The organism is Shewanella eurypsychrophilus, from assembly GCF_007004545.3.
GTDB lineage: Bacteria > Pseudomonadota > Gammaproteobacteria > Enterobacterales > Shewanellaceae > Shewanella > Shewanella eurypsychrophilus.
This window is the reverse complement of record NZ_CP045503.2, coordinates 4,962,501-4,980,053: the sequence shown is the minus strand read 5'-3', so window position 1 is coordinate 4,980,053 and position 17,553 is coordinate 4,962,501. Positions and strand designations below refer to the sequence as shown.

The following is a 17,553-nucleotide window of genomic DNA, read 5'->3' as shown; positions in this document are numbered from 1 at the left end:
CTTTATGATATTTCAGTCTTAAAACTCAATGAAACATGCTTTTTCTCGACTTTAATGAGTAAATCTGGCTAACTCAAGGGGATGACCATTTTATACTCACATAATCCAGCGGTCATATTTGTTATGTTGAGACCACTTTATCAATGGTTTAAATAAGTTTTGCTATTAGAGTTGTGTAAACTCGAGATTTAGATAGGAGTTGTAAGTGAAATATCATCGGTTATGCTTAAGTGCTGGACTCATTTTTACATTGGTGACGAGTACCGCTGTGAACGCATTTTCAGTTCCTCAACCTCAATCAGCTATTCAAGCCAGCAAAGTGGCTCATATTCAATTAAAAGCATCTCAAGGTGAGAAAGAAGCTCAATTTTTACTGGGTTTGATGTACCTTTCGGGTCGTTTTGTCGATCAAGATCAGTACCTAGGTGCAAAATGGATTTCAAATGCTGCAGAACAAGGTCACCCCAAGGCTCAGCAGACGTTAGCCGATCTCTCTTTTGAAGGAAGTATAATCGAGCGAGATTTAGCAATGGCCGAACATTGGTATCTATCCTTAAGCGAGCAAGGCAGTAAATGGGCGCAATTTAGACTTGGGTTTATCTATGCTGCCGGAGGCGAAGGTGTAGAACGTAATTGTGGTAAGGCCGTCGAACGTTTCAACTCTGTAGGAGACGAAGTGTCACTGGGCAATGTTGCTTGGATTCTGGCTACATGCCCAGAAGCCAAATACCGTAATGGTGATAGGGCGTTAGCGCTTGCTCAAAGCCTAGTTGAGTCAAACCATGAAGATCCAACAAACTTAGATAATCTTGCCGCCGCCTATGCTGAAACAGGTGATTATATCGCTGCAGTTGAAACTCAGCAAAAGGCGATTGACGCACTAAAAAACAGTGAAATGATCAGTCGTTCAGATGAGTTTGAGCTACGTTTACAAACCTATCAAGAAAATAAACCTTTTCGTGAAATAGTGCCTTTGATGGATTAACTGAAGGTTCTAGGAAAGATAGGTGCTAGGTTAGAGAACCTAGGGGCTAGTTTAAACTAAGATGACGGCCTTCGGCCTATCGCTTCGCGGACGGCTACGCCAACTCGACAGGCTTCGCCTTGTTGGGGAAAGACAAATCACCCATATCAAATCACCTCAGCGGTAACGTATAGCCAGCTTGCTGGCGTCGTCTTTGCTTTACTAGCAGCGCCGTCTTAGATTTAACTGCATAGCATCATCTGAGTTTTAAGATCTTCTTAGAAAGGAATAGCCAGCACGCTCAAGGACTTTCTGTTTAGAGAAGCATCTCGAGAAGCAGATCAAGAATAGACGTTGAATTAATAGCTAGGTTTGAGGTACTAGTTCCTAGGAACTTCTTTTACCCTAGGATCTTTTTAGAAATGAATAGCCAGCACACTCAAGGCTTTCTGTTTAGAGAAGCAGATCAAGAATAGAGGTGGAATTTACTTTTGACTCAAGTACCTAGGTTCTAGTTCCTAGGAACTTCTTTTACCCTAGGACCTTTTTAGTAAGGAATAGCCAGCACGCTCAAGGAAACAAACAGATCAAGATGGGGGAATTTACTCCCAAGAGCATGCTAACTCATCAGTCTTTCGCCTGAAATCCCGACGAGAGCTAGTCTACAAGATCTGTATTAAATGAAGCTTAAGCTTATATTTGAATGGTTTAATTCAGGTTTATTCATTATCTAGAGAAAGAAGTTGCTGTCGCTTCTCTATTAAATCTCGAATAAGTGGCGTTAATATTAACTCCATAGCCAATGACATCTTTCCACCAGGAACCACAAGAGTATTTATTCTGGACATGAAAGACCCATCTATCATTTTGAGATAATAGGGGAAATCAACATTTTTAATGCCACGGAAGCGGATCACTACAAAGCTTTCATCTAAGCTGGGGATATTTTTCGCGCTAAAGGGGTTCGATGTATCGACTGTAGGTACGCGTTGAAAATTGATATGGGTACGAGAGAACTGAGGTGTCATATGGTTAATATAATCATCCATACTGCGCACAATCGAGCCCATGACCTTTTCGCGGCTATGGCCCCTATCCGACGTGTCGCGGATTATTTTTTGAATCCACTCTAGATTAACAATAGGTACCATGCCGATGAGTAGGTCGACATGCTCTGCTACGTTGCAGGTATCTGTTTTAACACCACCGTGTAGGCCTTCGTAATACAGTATATCTGTATTTTCTGGTAAGGGGTGCCACTGGGTAAATGTGCCAGGCATCTGGTTAAATGGTACTGCTTCATCAAAAGTATGTAGATAGGCGCGTGTTTCACCTTGGCCAGTTGCACTGTAATCACTAAAACACTGCTCTAATCGTTCGAAATCGTTAGCTTCGGGGCCAAAATAACTGATGTTCTTATTGTCTGTTTGAGCCTGGCGTATCTTGAGCTCCATCTCTGGACGGGTGTAATGATGAAAACTATCGCCTTCAACGGTCGCTGCATTTATCCCGAGTTGACGGAAAATATGCTTAAAAGCCGTTGTGGTTGTCGTTGTACCAGCTCCAGATGAACCTGTTACTGCGATAATGGGATGTTTTGCTGACATTACATTTCCTAAAATGGAATTTGAATCGAATGGCCAAATGATGTACTGAGCCAAGATAATGAAAATCTGATAGTGATCCTTTCTGCGATCATCTAGTTATACGGTAATCACGGCTATAAGGTCAAATTTGTAGGATCTAGATTGCATGCTAATTGAGTATTAATAGTTGATATGTTGTGCTTGTTTTATTGCAATTGACTCATCATCTTCACTGAACTCGACCACCAAAACACCTTGTTTGAGTAATGCCTTGCATTGGTGTGTTGCAGATTTCAGCGCTTCATTATCAGTATCTGCAAAGCCACCATCTTCAACTTGTGTGAAGAGGTATTCTTTTATCAAGTTTTCTATTGTTTCGCTAGGTAATTGTTGTAATGACTCGTAGGGAACAAGCATGTTAGCTCTCTCTTGATGTTATAAAGTTTTAGCGATTAAGTCGTCAAAAAATGAAGAATACGCTGTTCAAGGTAATATCTCGGTTTCAAAGGAGTTCCGCCATCGATAAAGCCGACGTGGCCACCTCTAGCATGTAATTCGTAGGTCACTTTATTGCTACACAGCTTAGCCGACGGGATGACCTCTTCATTCATAAACGGATCATCAGCTGCGTGGATCACCAATGTGGGTTTGACAATATTTTTCAAGAAGCGCAGTCCACTCGCCTTATGGTAATAGTCATCGACGCTAGAGAACCCATGCAAAGGCGCGGTTACTCGATGATCAAATTCATAGAAGGTGCCTATTTGAGTTATTTGCGCTAATGAAATCGGCATCTCTTTTGTCAGTTGTGGATTGTTAATCTTTTCTTTAGTCTTCAGTTGCAACTTCTTGATTAAATAGCTCTGATAGACTTTTGAAAAGCCTCTCTCTAAACGCTTAGCACAGGCTGACAACAGTAAGGGAGCGGAGATAATTACCGCTCTGTCGATTAAGCTAGCAGCTGAATATTCACCTAAATACTTAGTTAATACATTACCACCTAAGCTGTACCCTACAGCGAGAATAGGTGAGTCTGGGTACCTATTTTTTATCCAGGATAAACTTTGTTGCAGATCTTGTGTGTCTCCGCTGTGGTAACTACGAGCCTTACGATTGGTTTCACCAGAGCAGCTTCTGTGATGATGAACTACAGCACTGAGTGACTGATTGGCACAACTTGCAAGTAAACGGCGCACATAATGAGAGTCGGAGCTTCCCTCTAAGCCATGAATGATCACCAGAATAGCTGCTGTCTTTTTAGGTGCATCTAGCCAGTCCAGATCGATAAAATCGCCATCACTGAGTTCTAAACGTTGCCGTGTTAAAGCTGGTCTGTCCACCTTGGTTATGACGGGTAAAATCGTTTGAATGTGCGGGTTTCTAGCCCACCAAGGGGGAGAAAATTTTCTAATCATATAAATTGGCTATTGCTGAAAATTAAAACGTGTGTTTAATTATTACTAATGTTTGCATTCTAACACACCTGAGATCCCCATGATGTATCTCAATTGGCCCCTTGCAGATATCGCAGTTCAATGACCTGTAAATTTAATACTGGTTAGTATCCTCTAGATAAAAATAATATGAAGGGATGACATGGAACGACGTACTTTTCTAACAACGGCTTTGGTCGGGTCAGCTGCTATTGCGCTTGGGGTTAACCTATATTCAAACGATCATATTAAGGTGAGTAAAGCATTAGATAGCGAGCATAGATTGCTGTTTAGTGTCCTGTTACCTGTATTTTTGGATGATGCTCTGCCTGAGGTTGAGCACCTGCGTATCGCTGCTCAGAATCGTACCTTAGATGCTATCTCTGACACTATTTCTCTGCTGCCGGAAGAAGGACAAGCCGAGTTGGAACAACTGCTCGACTTGCTGGAAAATAGACTCGGTCTACTTATATTAACAGGGAGTATGACACCATTGATGATGCGTAATCCTGTAGAGCTAATTGATATGCTTGAGTATTGGCGTAATCATTTTTTGGAGATGATGGTTACGGCATATCAGGGACTGCGTGAATTGGTGCTTGCCAGTTATTATTCCTGTCCAGAGCACTGGAATCGTTTGAACTATGCTAAACCGACATTTTTGGTTTCTTAGATAACAGAGGTTATTAAGCGACAGTTAATTGATCCTGCTTGATTCTTATAACTAAAATAATCGTGTGAGTGAGGTAATTCCGTGGCAATTCAAGATCCTTTCGTAGAAGGCTTAGCCTCAGGGTGGAACCATATTGATGCTAGCAAGTTGAGCCAAGATCAGACTCTAGAAGCTGATGTGGTTATCGTGGGTAGCGGAGCTGGTGGAGGTGTTGCTGCCGAGATCCTAACTGATGCGGGCTTATCTGTGATTATTGTTGAAGGGGGGCCGCTCAAATCCTCTGAAAGTTTCAATATGGAAGAGAGACAGGCTTATCCCAACTTGTATCAGCAAGCTGCTGCGATGAAAACCAAAGATAAGGCTATTGGTATTTTTCAAGGTCGAGCCGTCGGTGGTTCAACGACAGTTAACTGGACGACGTCTATCAGGACGCCGAAACCTACTCTAGATTTTTGGGCGAAAGAAAAGTCAGTGAAGGGATTATCCAGAGAAGATCTGGATCCATGGTTTGAGAAGATGGAGAAAAGGCTCAACATTACTAAGTGGGATTATCAGCCAAATAGGAACAACCAAGTGTTAATGCAGGGTTGTGAGAAGTTAGGTTGGGAGCACACAGTCATCAAGAGGAACGTAAAAGGTTGCTGGAACACGGGTTACTGCGGCATGGGGTGCCCTGTTAATGCTAAGCAATCCATGTTAGTTACCACGATCCCTGCAGCGTTAGAAAAAGGCGCCATATTAGTCAGTAGAGCAAAAGTCACTAAACTTGAGCATCACAACGACAAGATAACAGCTGTAAAAGCTCAAGCACTCAATGAGCAACTGCAGCCAACTTCTGTAGTATTGGCGTTCAAGGCTAAGCATTACATTTTAGCAGCCGGTGCCATACACACACCAACCATACTAATGCGATCTAAAGTAAGCGATCCAAATAAACTGTTAGGGAAACGTACTTTCTTACATCCATCATTATTAAGCGGTGCCGTATTTAGCGATCCTATTAATGGACATAGCGGTGCACCTCAATCTATCTATTCAGATGAGTTTGTATGGAAAAATGGTGCTGATGGTGAGTTAGGCTATAAACTCGAAGTGCCACCAGTTCATCCGGTGTTAATCGCTTCGAAAACGTTAGGCTATGGTCAAAGTCATGCGGCTTTAATGGAACAGTTTAATCAGCTTCAGGTGACTATCGCCTTAGTTCGTGATGGCTATCATACACAGAGCCAAGGTGGAGAAGTTCAACTGACCGACAAAGGCTTTGTGTTAGATTACCCACTAACAGAAGCTTTCTGGGATGCGGCTAAGCGGGCTTTCTTAAGTATGGCTGAGCTGCAATTTGCAGCAGGTGCTAAACAAGTGCTACCTATTACTGAAGGTGCACCATATTTCAGTAGCTGGCAACAAGCTAAATCGGGCATCGAACAGCTAGATCTCGGCGCGTTAAAAACCGTGGTTGCATCAGCGCATGTTATGGGGGGCTGCCCTCTTGGTGAAGATCTTAAGGTGTCGATGGTCAATAGTGAAGGCAGTTCTCACTATTATGACAATTTGTCGGTAATGGATGGTTCTGTTTTTCCTACTAGCTTAGGGGCTAACCCTCAACTCTCTATTTATGGCATGACAGCACGAAATGCGACCTTGTTAGCCCAGAGGTTAGCAACTTGAGAAATGGCAATTATGCTGTAAGAGGGCGGGTTTAACGGTTAAACCCGCTATAAAGCTAGCTTTCAAGAGATGGGTAGTCAGTTCTGTTTAAATTGAACAGGCCAAGGTAAGTGGCCAAGTTTGACGACTCTCCGAAATGTGATAGCTGCTTAAGTTTATGTAGGATTAAGCCCTGAGACTTACGTTCTAGCATTAATTCAACATCCAGCATCTGCTGGTACTCTTCAATAGCTAGACTGTTTTTACTTAGCTTACGCAGCTTACGGTATGGAAGTAATACTCGCTCTTCCCATAGATGAGTTTCATCCTGAAGTTGCATCCAATCTTGCTGGCTTAGCAAATAGTCCTGTTTGTCTAACCAAGTAGCGAGCATGAGTAAATTAACATTGATTTGATAATCATCCTGTAGGGATAAGTATAAAGCTTGGTGCTGGTGGTAGTAGCTATCGCACGCTTGCCACAATGAAATATCAAAATGATTTACAAATGTCATGTCGCTTCCTTGGATATAACTTAGCTAGCTAATAATTAACTCTGGTCAATATCTAGAGTTCAGAACGGACCTGAAGTTCAATGACTTCAATATTTTCCTGTACCTCAAGCCACTCCATTTCACTTTCTTCCAACTCCTGGGTGAGCGTAGTTCTTTCTGCGAGCACTTGAGTTAATTTAGCCTTGTTCTCTGCGTCATACAAGCTCATATCGGCCAGCAGAGTCTCAATTTCACTGAGGCGATCGTTGGCTTGTTGTTGCACTTTTTCAAGTTTAAGCTGAACTTTACGCATTGGAGATAGCTTTTGTCTTAGTTCTGCCTCTAGACGTTTTTGTTGTTTCTTATCTTGAGCCGGTTTTACTTCGGTACTGGCTATAGCTTTATTGGCGGCTTTAGCTGCATCGAGTAACCATTGATGGTAATCATCAAGGTCGCCATTGAAACTGACTACTTGCCCTTGGTCTACTAAATAGTAATCGCTACAACTGAGTCTTAATAAGTGACGATCGTGAGAGACGATAATCATTGCCCCTTCAAACGTCTGCAGTGCCATTGTTAAGGCATGGCGCATCTCTAAATCAAGGTGGTTTGTTGGTTCATCAAGGAGTAGTAAGTTAGGTCTTTGCCATACTAATAATGCCAATACTAAGCGTGCTTTTTCACCGCCAGAGAATGGACGCACAGGGGAAAGCACCATATCACCATTAAACCCATAGCCACCAAGAAAGTTTCTCAGTTCTTGTTCGCGATGGCTGGGAGCGAGTCGGGTTAGATGCTGCAAAGGAGAATCATCTAAACGTAAGCTCTCTAGCTGATGCTGAGCAAAATAACCGATATTTAGACCAGGATTTGTTTCATACTTGCCCTTCATTGGCGCAAGCTCTTCTGATAAAAGCTTAATTAGCGTTGACTTACCTGCGCCATTTCGACCAAGAAGCCCTATGCGAGCACCGGGAACTAAATTCAGTTGGACACTTTTCAAGATTTCCTTATCGCCATAACCAACTGAAACTTTCTCCATAGTGACGAGGGGGTTAGGTAAACTTTCTGGTTCACGAAATGCCATGTGAAATGGGCTATCTGCCTGAGAAGGCAATAACTCAGCCATTCTTTCTAAAGCTTTCAGGCGGCTTTGTGCTTGTTTAGCTTTACTGGCTTTGTAACGAAAGCGGTCGACGAAAGACTGCATATGAGCACGTTCTTTTTGTTGACGCTCAAAGGCGACTTGCTGTTGAGCCATTCGCTCGGCACGAATGCGTTCAAAGGCAGTGTAGTTACCTTTATAGTAATTCAGCTTTTGGTGCTCAACATGGATAATTTCATCGACAATTCCATCGATAAAATCTCTATCATGGCTGATTAATATCAGCGTACCTTGATAGGCCTTTATCCAACCTTCAAGCCAATACATGGTATCTAAATCGAGGTGGTTAGTGGGTTCATCGAGCAAAAGTAGATCAGAGCGACATAAAAGAGCTTGAGCTAAGTTGAGACGCATGCGCCAACCACCCGAAAAGCTTTTAACCGAATTGCTTTGATCTGCTTCACTGAATCCTAAGCCGGCTAACAGCGCACCAGCTTTTGCCTTAATCGCATATCCGCCTATGGCATCAATTTTTCCATGAAGAAGGGCTATCTCATTACCATTGTCATCTTGTTGAGCTTGAGCTAACTTGACTTCAAGCTCTCTAAATTCAAAGTCACCATCGATAACGTAATCTAGCGCAGAGACGTCCAGCGCAGGAGTTTCCTGAGCAACGGTTGCGATTTGCCAGCCACTGGGCAGTGAGATATCGCCTTTATCTAAACTGATTTTATCTAGAATGAGGGCTAACAAAGAAGACTTACCAGTGCCATTTGCACCCACCAAACCCACCTTATGGCCAGGGTAGATGGTTAACGAGGTTTCATCCAAAAGCGTTTTAGTGCCGCGGATCAGTTGAGCTTGAGAGATGGATATCATGAATTATGATCTGATGAGGTTCTGGATAATATTGCGACAGATGATATCGCAGAAGCTAGTGATAGTGTAGAAGCAAAGTCATATTCCGTGATAATTGGGTCAATTGAATCAGAATGTGGCAAAATAGGCTTTAGCTGGAAACTCATCCCATCGTAAGTTATAAAGTAGCAGGTTAATAAAAGTGGCTAAAGTTAGATTGAAGAAGCGTTTTGTTGCTGGAGCTAAGTGCCCTAAATGTAAGGCTAGCGATAGCATAGTACTATTTATGGAACAGGGCATAGAAACCGTTGAGTGTGTTGAATGTGATTACCGCGAACAGCAAACAGAAGACAAAGTCGCACAGAAAGCGGGTGGAGATGTGATTGGCGTTTTTAAGCCTTAACTTTTATCGCTAAACCTGATGTAGTAAAACCTGAGCATCAAGGCTGTAGAAGGCGAGCAGATCTACAGCCTGAAAGCATGCTCACCTCTAGCTTAGTCTATTTCTTATTAAGGCGCCTTTCTAACACAAAGCCCATAATTCCAGTACAAAGCAATAGAATCCCAAATATCTGTAGCCAAGCATTAATAGCTCTAGGTAGCGATTCTTTTTTGTCTAGGTGGTATTGCCTCTTACCCATTGCTGTTTCATCGATAAAGTATTGGCCGTGATTCTCATCGGTTAGCAGTATCACTTCATTGCGGCGTTTCGCCATCTCAACTCGCTTAATATTGATCGCTGCTCTACCTTCTCTGGAGTCGCTATTAATCATGTTTCTCCAAGAATGAAAGATGTCAGTTGGCTCGCCAGGTAAAATGATGCCTGGTGACTTATATTGGTAACGTGTTTCATCGAATAGCTGCTTACTGTAACCAGTGTAGAAAAGCGTGATGCCCAGAATAATTAATAGACTTGCTATATAAAGGTAACGACGTAGATTATGAATGAGTACTTGTTCTTGTTGTGCCAACTTTAACTCAATGTCTGGGATCTGAGTAAGCTGCGATCTGTCTTTCCTTACATCGAAACGAAGAATGAATTCTTCTACTGTAATAGCTAAGGCCTTTAATAAAGCGCGAAAGATATCATTAGATGGAACGGACTTGTCGTTTTCTAGTTTTGATAAGTAGGATTGCTCAATACCGGCTAGCTCTGCCAGCTCTGGCTAGCTCTGCCAGCTCTGGCTGGCTAAATCCTCTGTCTACTCTGAATTGTTTTAACTGCTGCCCTAAAGTCATGCTCTGATCCTTGTGAGTGCTATAAAATGTAAATACAAAATTCCAATTTTGCATTAATGGACTTGCTTGCCGGCAATAGAGTCTATTCTTGAGTATTCCTGTAGAAATATGAAGTGGAATATCTGCTTCTATTTAGGAATATTGAAGTAATCATGGATACATGACATCAATGCTCTTACTAATAGTAAGAATTGAAAGGGTAAACACGGGATTTAATATGGCTCTATCTAATGCTTTGCGCTAAATGAAGGATGTTAGTATTAGCGCACACTCTTTAATAGGTAGATTGCTAAGTGAAAATGAGCATGGGATGTTCTAGAAATGAACAATTAATACTGTTTTGTGGGTAAGTCTGGGGGTAACTGGTGGGTATTGTGTGGCTAAAGTATAGATCCTCAAAAAGATCATTTTTTCGCTGAAAAGCGCTTGCGCTCTGGGCTGACATCCCTATAATGCGCATCCACTGACACGGCAAACCAGTCTTACTAAGTACTAAGTTAAATAAGACTTATAGTAAGAAAGGGTCGAGTTAGGGCAACAAGTTAGCTTAGTTTTTTCCTTCGTTTTAAACGATAAGAATTAAATTTTTAAAAGCCCTTGACGCCAAGCACGGAGAGTGTAGAATACGCCTCCCTAGCCAAGACGAAACGTCTTAGCTAGTCAGTAAAAGCCTACGACCTAGCGTCAACGGCGGTACTATCAAGTACCAAGCTCTTTAACAATTCAAAACAAGAAATCTGTGTGGGCACTCACAGGTGTTGAGTTATTCGAAATTGCCTTCTGTTCTTCGGAATGTAGGCAATCAAAAATTTACTCAATGAACTACTGAGTGACCATAGCAATATGTAAACTTCATTAATCTTCGGATTGATGAAACAGTATAATTCGTTGAGCCGTTCTTCATCCTTAATCGGGTGAGAACAAAAAACTTTAATTGAAGAGTTTGATCATGGCTCAGATTGAACGCTGGCGGCAGGCCTAACACATGCAAGTCGAGCGGAAACAGGAAGGTAGCTTGCTACTTTCGCTGTCGAGCGGCGGACGGGTGAGTAATGCCTAGATATCTGCCTAGTCGTGGGGGATAACAGTTGGAAACGACTGCTAATACCGCATACGCCCTACGGGGGAAAGGAGGGGACCTTCGGGCCTTTCGCGATTAGATGAGTCTAGGTGGGATTAGCTAGTAGGTGAGGTAATAGCTCACCTAGGCGACGATCCCTAGCTGTTCTGAGAGGATGATCAGCCACACTGGGACTGAGACACGGCCCAGACTCCTACGGGAGGCAGCAGTGGGGAATATTGCACAATGGGCGAAAGCCTGATGCAGCCATGCCGCGTGTGTGAAGAAGGCCTTCGGGTTGTAAAGCACTTTCAGCGAGGAGGAAAGGTTGTAGTTTAATAAACTATAGCTGTGACGTTACTCGCAGAAGAAGCACCGGCTAACTTCGTGCCAGCAGCCGCGGTAATACGAGGGGTGCAAGCGTTAATCGGAATTACTGGGCGTAAAGCGTACGCAGGCGGTTTGTTAAGCAAGATGTGAAAGCCCCGGGCTCAACCTGGGAATTGCATTTTGAACTGGCAAACTAGAGTCTTGTAGAGGGGGGTAGAATTTCAGGTGTAGCGGTGAAATGCGTAGAGATCTGAAGGAATACCGGTGGCGAAGGCGGCCCCCTGGACAAAGACTGACGCTCAGGTACGAAAGCGTGGGGAGCAAACAGGATTAGATACCCTGGTAGTCCACGCCGTAAACGATGTCTACTCGGAGTTTGGTAACTTAGTTACTGGGCTCCCAAGCTAACGCATTAAGTAGACCGCCTGGGGAGTACGGCCGCAAGGTTAAAACTCAAATGAATTGACGGGGGCCCGCACAAGCGGTGGAGCATGTGGTTTAATTCGATGCAACGCGAAGAACCTTACCTACTCTTGACATCCACAGAACTCGCTAGAGATAGCTTGGTGCCTTCGGGAACTGTGAGACAGGTGCTGCATGGCTGTCGTCAGCTCGTGTTGTGAAATGTTGGGTTAAGTCCCGCAACGAGCGCAACCCTTATCCTTATTTGCCAGCACGTAATGGTGGGAACTTTAGGGAGACTGCCGGTGATAAACCGGAGGAAGGTGGGGACGACGTCAAGTCATCATGGCCCTTACGAGTAGGGCTACACACGTGCTACAATGGTCGGTACAGAGGGTCGCAAAGCCGCGAGGTCAAGCTAATCCCACAAAGCCGGTCGTAGTCCGGATCGGAGTCTGCAACTCGACTCCGTGAAGTCGGAATCGCTAGTAATCGTAGATCAGAATGCTACGGTGAATACGTTCCCGGGCCTTGTACACACCGCCCGTCACACCATGGGAGTGGGCTGCACCAGAAGTAGATAGCTTAACCCTTCGGGGAGGGCGTTTACCACGGTGTGGTTCATGACTGGGGTGAAGTCGTAACAAGGTAGCCCTAGGGGAACCTGGGGCTGGATCACCTCCTTACCTATACGACTAACTCAATATTTGCTGAGTGTTCACACAGATAACTTGTTCTTGTTAGAGCGAGAAACATGCCTTTACGGTGATGTTTGTTCTTTAAAAATTTGGAAAGCTGATAGTGTTAATGTGAAAGGGACTATTGTGAAAGCTGATTCGTAAGATTCGGTAATTGCAGTGGTTTATAGCATTAGCGCGAAATATAAAATAATTGAGTTCTCAAACACTTAAATCAAGTGCCGAAGTGCAGCAATGTACTTCAAGAGTATTCTTTTGGCGAAAGTAAACACCATTAGTTGCGATACAGTCCTATGTGGGTTGTATGGTTAAGTGACTAAGCGTATACGGTGGATGCCTTGGCAGTCAGAGGCGATGAAGGACGTAGTAACTTGCGAAAAGCGTTGGCGAGCTAGTAACAAGCATTTGAGCTAACGATATCCGAATGGGGAAACCCACTCACATAAGTGAGTATCACATACTGAATACATAGGTATGTGAGGCAAACCCGGGGAACTGAAACATCTAAGTACCCGGAGGAAAAGAAATCAACCGAGATTCCCCTAGTAGCGGCGAGCGAACGGGGATTAGCCCTTAAGTCTATAGGGTGTTAGTGGAATGAGTTGGAAAGCTCAGCGGCACAGGGTGATAGCCCCGTACATGAAAACTAACTATAGATGAAAACGAGTAGGACGGGACACGTGACATCTTGTCTGAACATGGGGGGACCATCCTCCAAGGCTAAATACTCCTGACTGACCGATAGTGAACCAGTACCGTGAGGGAAAGGCGAAAAGAACCCCTGTGAGGGGAGTGAAATAGAACCTGAAACCGTATACGTACAAGCAGTGGGAGCGGTCCTTGAGACCGTGACTGCGTACCTTTTGTATAATGGGTCAGCGACTTACATTTTGTAGCAAGGTTAAGCGAATAGCGGAGCCGTAGGGAAACCGAGTGTTAACTGCGCGTTTAGTTGCAAGGTGTAGACCCGAAACCGAGTGATCTAGCCATGGGCAGGTTGAAGGTTGAGTAACATCAACTGGAGGACCGAACACACGTATGTTGAAAAATGCGGTGATGACTTGTGGCTGGGGGTGAAAGGCCAATCAAACTCGGAGATATCTGGTTCTCCTCGAAAGCTATTTAGGTAGCGCCTCGTACGAATACCATTGGGGGTAGAGCACTGTTAAGGCTAGGGGGTCATCCCGACTTACCAACCCTTTGCAAACTCCGAATACCAATGAGTACTATACGGGAGACACACGGCGGGTGCTAACGTCCGTCGTGAAAAGGGAAACAACCCAGACCATCAGCTAAGGTCCCAAAGTTATTGCTAAGTGGGAAACGATGTGGGAAGGCTTAGACAGCTAGGATGTTGGCTTAGAAGCAGCCATCATTTAAAGAAAGCGTAATAGCTCACTAGTCGAGTCGGCCTGCGCGGAAGATTTAACGGGGCTAAGCAATACACCGAAGCTATGGGTTTGCTAGTTTACTAGCAAGCGGTAGAGGAGCGTTCTGTAAGCCGTTGAAGGCGAAGGGGTAACCCACGCTGGAGGTATCAGAAGTGCGAATGCTGACATGAGTAACGATAAAGGGAGTGAAAAACTCCCTCGCCGAAAGACCAAGGTTTCCTGTCCAATGTTAATCAGGGCAGGGTAAGTCGACCCCTAAGGTGAGGCCGAAAGGCGTAATCGATGGGAAACGGGTTAATATTCCCGTACTTCTACTAACTGCGATGGAGAGACGGAGAAGGCTAGGCTAGCGCGGCGTTGGTTGTCCGCGTTTAAGGCTGTAGGCTGTTCACTTAGGCAAATCCGGGTGAACGCATTAAATTGCAAAGCTGAGAGTTGATGACGAGTCCCCAAGGGGATGAAGTAGTTGATGCCATGCTTCCAGGAAAATCTTCTAAGCTTCAGGTTAGTAGGAATCGTACCCCAAACCGACACAGGTGGTTGGGTAGAGAATACCAAGGCGCTTGAGAGAACTCGGCTGAAGGAACTAGGCAAAATGGTACCGTAACTTCGGGAGAAGGTACGCTGCCGGCGGTGATGGGACTTGCTCCTTAAGCTGCTGGCAGTCGCAGATACCAGGTGGCTGCAACTGTTTATCAAAAACACAGTACTGTGCAAACTCGCAAGAGGAAGTATACGGTATGACGCCTGCCCGGTGCCGGAAGGTTAATTGATTGGGTTATCTTCGGAGAAGCTCATGATCGAAGCCCCGGTAAACGGCGGCCGTAACTATAACGGTCCTAAGGTAGCGAAATTCCTTGTCGGGTAAGTTCCGACCTGCACGAATGGCGTAATGACGGCCACGCTGTCTCCAGCCGAGACTCAGTGAAGTTGAAATTGCGGTGAAGATGCCGTATACCCGCGGCTAGACGGAAAGACCCCGTGCACCTTTACTATAGCTTGGCACTGAACATTGAACCTACATGTGTAGGATAGGTGGGAGACTTTGAAGCAGAGACGCTAGTTTTTGTGGAGTCAACCTTGAAATACCACCCTTGTAGTTTTGATGTTCTAACTCTGGCCCCTGAATCGGGGTTGAGGACAGTGCCTGGTGGGTAGTTTGACTGGGGCGGTCTCCTCCCAAAGAGTAACGGAGGAGCACGAAGGTTGGCTAAGTACGGTCGGACATCGTACGGTTAGTGCAATGGCATAAGCCAGCTTAACTGCGAGACATACACGTCGAGCAGGTACGAAAGTAGGTCATAGTGATCCGGTGGTTCTGAATGGAAGGGCCATCGCTCAACGGATAAAAGGTACGCCGGGGATAACAGGCTGATACCGCCCAAGAGTTCATATCGACGGCGGTGTTTGGCACCTCGATGTCGGCTCATCACATCCTGGGGCTGAAGTCGGTCCCAAGGGTATGGCTGTTCGCCATTTAAAGTGGTACGCGAGCTGGGTTCAGAACGTCGTGAGACAGTTCGGTCCCTATCTGCCGTGGGCGTTGGATGATTGAAGGAAGCTGCTCCTAGTACGAGAGGACCGGAGTGGACGAACCGCTGGTGTTCGGGTTGTTATGCCAATAGCATTGCCCGGTAGCTACGTTCGGAATCGATAACCGCTGAAAGCATCTAAGCGGGAAGCGAGTCCTAAGATGAGTCATCCCTAGGAATTTAATTCCTCTAAAGAGCCGTTCGAGACTAGGACGTTGATAGGCAGGGTGTGTAAGCGTTGTGAGGCGTTGAGCTAACCTGTACTAATGACTCGTGAGGCTTAACCATACAACCCAGATGGGTTTGTGTAGTTAGTGTGTGTGTTACTTCATAAGCACAAAAGAATACGTATTTGATTTAAGTTAGACCAATTATTTTGCGATTTAGAAGCGTTAATGCATCTGAATAGCCAGCTTTCGAAATTTTGCCAAATTAGTCTGGAAACCATAGCATTGTGGCCCCACCTGATCCCATCCCGAACTCAGAAGTGAAACGCAATTGCGCCGATGGTAGTGTGGGGTCTCCCCATGTGAGAGTAGGTCATTTCCAGGCGCCTAATATACGAAAAAGCCCTAGCAGAAAATGCTAGGGCTTTTTTCGTATATACGCTCCGCGAAGGAGCTACTTCACATGCAGTCCAAAGCTGCTAACGCAGTGTGGCCCCCTCAGTTCGACGACTACGTCGCCTCTCGCTACAAAGCAGCTGAATGCTTCGCATCCGAAGCGCGACTTCTCCGCCCCCATGTGTTCGGCCTTCGGCAAGTATCATGTCCATTCAAAGCTATGTCATTGGAAGGCGCTTTGGTTGCAGACTACAAAACAAATTCTCCAACTTCAATGTAGGCAGGTGACCTATCCACTTAAGCACGTACGTGCAATGCCTACTTTGCTTTATAAAGAGTCGGTCTATAAATGCTCCTCGGTAACTGCTCCTGCGTTACTCTCGATAATACCTCCTGCATTTTTCTACCTTCGTCCTTCTTTGGCCTCGTACCTCCTATATCCATATAGTCGTGTGCCTTCTTTAACTAAAGACTACATTTCCGCCATCTGATGTTTTGGATTAACCAATGCCCCAGTGGCATGGAGCAAATGAGGGGCCAAGGCGGTCAGGGAATATAGTTTTTCTCTTATTTCTACTTATATTCGAAGCTGGCCATGACAGGTGCCATATCTGTTTTGTCTGCTTCCTATTATGAGTTCACTAGATGTTGATCTTACATTTCTACGAAAAACCTTCTGTCTAGATAGTTACGCTAGAATGATTTAGCTCGATTGTAGTTTATGGCTTTGGTTTTAACTTTAGTTTTCACTCCAGTTCGTCAGCTATTACTTCATGAAACTCACTATGTTTCTGCTTATTCCCCGGTCTTGGACATGGTTTGTTTTAGTTGCCAGTCGGTTTTTGCTTATTCATAGGGTGCTGGAAGAGCTCAAGTCACATATGTTTATCAAGGCTAAAAGAGTATAAATGGTGTCTTATCACTGATGCTTGTGGGTAACTCTGTGTGCAAATGGTGCGTAAGCTGTACTTAAGTGATTATTTGCTGAAAACCTCCATTTTTCAGCAATTAGCGCTTGTGCTCTGGGCTGACATCCCTATAATGCGCATCCACTGACACGGCACAGCAGGCCAACTAGACTAATGCTTAGAGATTATAATAGTCGTTAAGCTAGATAGTACGGGACTTGCAGTCATGTTAGAGAGTCAAAACTCTTAGGGGATTTGATTCAGGTGGCAACCGCTTTAAGGGATTCAGTTTTGATTACTTTACACCTAGTGTTTAAGAAATCACCACTTGAAAAGCTTCTTAAAATAAGCGCTTGACGCCAACCACGGAGCGTGTAGAATACGCCTCCCTAGCCAAGACGAAACGTCTTAGTTAGTCAGTAAAAGCCTACGACCTAGCGTCAACGGCGGTGCAGTATAAAAGCTTTTAAATATCTTTTATATGAGTGTGCCAAGCTCTTTAACAATTCAAAACAAGAAATCTGTGTGGGCACTCACAGGTGTTGAGTTATTCGAAATTGCCTTCTGTTCTTAGGAATGTAGGCAATCAAAAATTTACTCAATGAACTACTGAGTGACCATAGCAACTTTGGTTTCTACTTTCTTTCGAGAAAGTAAATTCAAAGAAGCAA

At 44.5% G+C, this 17,553-nt stretch carries 10 protein-coding genes, 3 rRNA genes and 1 pseudogene; 7 read left to right on the top strand and 7 right to left on the bottom strand.

From position 1 onward, the window contains the following. Positions 1 to 205: 205 nt before the first annotated feature. On the top strand, positions 206 to 985 hold the full coding sequence (locus FM038_RS21255) for an SEL1-like repeat protein (protein ID WP_142873963.1): 780 nt from the start codon (positions 206 to 208) through the stop codon (positions 983 to 985). Between the two features lie 698 nt (positions 986 to 1,683). Here the strand turns inward: FM038_RS21255 and FM038_RS21250 are convergent. The 3 genes from FM038_RS21250 to FM038_RS21240 all read right to left on the bottom strand — a co-directional run bounded on the left by FM038_RS21250 (position 1,684) and on the right by FM038_RS21240 (position 3,965). Beyond that, on the bottom strand, positions 1,684 to 2,571 hold the full coding sequence (locus tag FM038_RS21250; protein ID WP_142873964.1) for a phosphoribulokinase: 888 nt from the start codon (positions 2,569 to 2,571) through the stop codon (positions 1,684 to 1,686). Between the two features lie 159 nt (positions 2,572 to 2,730). Next, positions 2,731 to 2,967 carry a YheU family protein gene (locus FM038_RS21245; RefSeq protein WP_142873965.1) on the bottom strand — a complete coding sequence of 79 codons (237 nt, stop codon included), beginning with the start codon at positions 2,965 to 2,967 and terminating at the stop codon, positions 2,731 to 2,733. Positions 2,968 to 3,002: 35 nt separating this feature from the next. Next, a complete protein-coding gene (locus FM038_RS21240; RefSeq protein WP_142873966.1) occupies positions 3,003 to 3,965 on the bottom strand; it encodes a hydrolase in 963 nt (320 codons plus the stop codon). 181 nt (positions 3,966 to 4,146) lie between these two features. On the opposite strand from FM038_RS21240, the gene FM038_RS21235 reads away from it, so the two are divergent. After that, positions 4,147 to 4,656, top strand: coding sequence for a TAT leader-containing periplasmic protein (locus tag FM038_RS21235; RefSeq protein ID WP_142873967.1), 510 nt, complete (start codon positions 4,147 to 4,149; stop codon positions 4,654 to 4,656). Between the two features lie 81 nt (positions 4,657 to 4,737). Further along, the gene (locus FM038_RS21230) at positions 4,738 to 6,324 is read left to right on the top strand and encodes a GMC family oxidoreductase (protein WP_142873968.1); all 1,587 of its coding nucleotides are present in this window, start codon (positions 4,738 to 4,740) and stop codon (positions 6,322 to 6,324) included. 55 nt (positions 6,325 to 6,379) lie between these two features. On the opposite strand, the gene FM038_RS21225 is transcribed toward FM038_RS21230, so the two are convergent. Both FM038_RS21225 and FM038_RS21220 read right to left on the bottom strand, forming a co-directional pair. Continuing rightward, on the bottom strand, positions 6,380 to 6,817 hold the full coding sequence (locus tag FM038_RS21225) for a TIGR02444 family protein (RefSeq protein ID WP_142873969.1): 438 nt from the start codon (positions 6,815 to 6,817) through the stop codon (positions 6,380 to 6,382). Positions 6,818 to 6,869: 52 nt separating this feature from the next. Beyond that, positions 6,870 to 8,780 carry an ABC transporter ATP-binding protein gene (locus FM038_RS21220; RefSeq protein ID WP_142873970.1) on the bottom strand — a complete coding sequence of 637 codons (1,911 nt, stop codon included), beginning with the start codon at positions 8,778 to 8,780 and terminating at the stop codon, positions 6,870 to 6,872. Between the two features lie 181 nt (positions 8,781 to 8,961). Between FM038_RS21220 and FM038_RS21215 the strand changes: the two genes are divergently transcribed. After that, entirely contained in the window at positions 8,962 to 9,162 is a 201-nt protein-coding gene (locus tag FM038_RS21215) for a YheV family putative zinc ribbon protein (RefSeq protein ID WP_142873971.1), read from the top strand. 97 nt (positions 9,163 to 9,259) lie between these two features. On the opposite strand, the gene FM038_RS21210 is transcribed toward FM038_RS21215, so the two are convergent. Next, entirely contained in the window at positions 9,260 to 9,730 is a 471-nt protein-coding gene (locus FM038_RS21210) for a hypothetical protein (RefSeq protein ID WP_223292938.1), read from the bottom strand. A gap of 126 nt (positions 9,731 to 9,856) precedes the next feature. Continuing rightward, a pseudogene (locus FM038_RS25275) lies at positions 9,857 to 9,901 on the bottom strand (hypothetical protein); the annotation flags it as partial. Positions 9,902 to 10,929: 1,028 nt separating this feature from the next. On the opposite strand from FM038_RS25275, the gene FM038_RS21200 reads away from it, so the two are divergent. The 3 genes from FM038_RS21200 (at position 10,930) to rrf (ending at position 15,963) form a co-directional block, all read left to right on the top strand. Next, a 16S ribosomal RNA gene (locus FM038_RS21200) occupies positions 10,930 to 12,476 on the top strand. Between the two features lie 318 nt (positions 12,477 to 12,794). Beyond that, positions 12,795 to 15,699 (top strand): 23S ribosomal RNA (locus tag FM038_RS21195). A 148-nt stretch (positions 15,700 to 15,847) separates the two neighbouring features. Next, positions 15,848 to 15,963 (top strand): 5S ribosomal RNA (gene rrf, locus FM038_RS21190). The 16S, 23S and 5S rRNA genes sit together here, the layout of an rRNA operon. Positions 15,964 to 17,553 lie beyond the last annotated feature (1,590 nt).

What these genes read in the sequence shown, in the direction of transcription:
- FM038_RS21220 (WP_142873970.1), bottom strand. Translation starts at nt 8,780, where the DNA reads ATGATATCCATCTCTCAAGCTCAACTGATCCGCGGCACTAAAACGCTT.
- FM038_RS21240 (WP_142873966.1), bottom strand. Translation starts at nt 3,965, where the DNA reads ATGATTAGAAAATTTTCTCCCCCTTGGTGGGCTAGAAACCCGCACATT.
- FM038_RS21235 (WP_142873967.1), top strand. Translation starts at nt 4,147, where the DNA reads ATGGAACGACGTACTTTTCTAACAACGGCTTTGGTCGGGTCAGCTGCT.
- FM038_RS21250 (WP_142873964.1), bottom strand. Translation starts at nt 2,571, where the DNA reads ATGTCAGCAAAACATCCCATTATCGCAGTAACAGGTTCATCTGGAGCT.
- FM038_RS21225 (WP_142873969.1), bottom strand. Translation starts at nt 6,817, where the DNA reads ATGACATTTGTAAATCATTTTGATATTTCATTGTGGCAAGCGTGCGAT.
- FM038_RS21245 (WP_142873965.1), bottom strand. Translation starts at nt 2,967, where the DNA reads ATGCTTGTTCCCTACGAGTCATTACAACAATTACCTAGCGAAACAATA.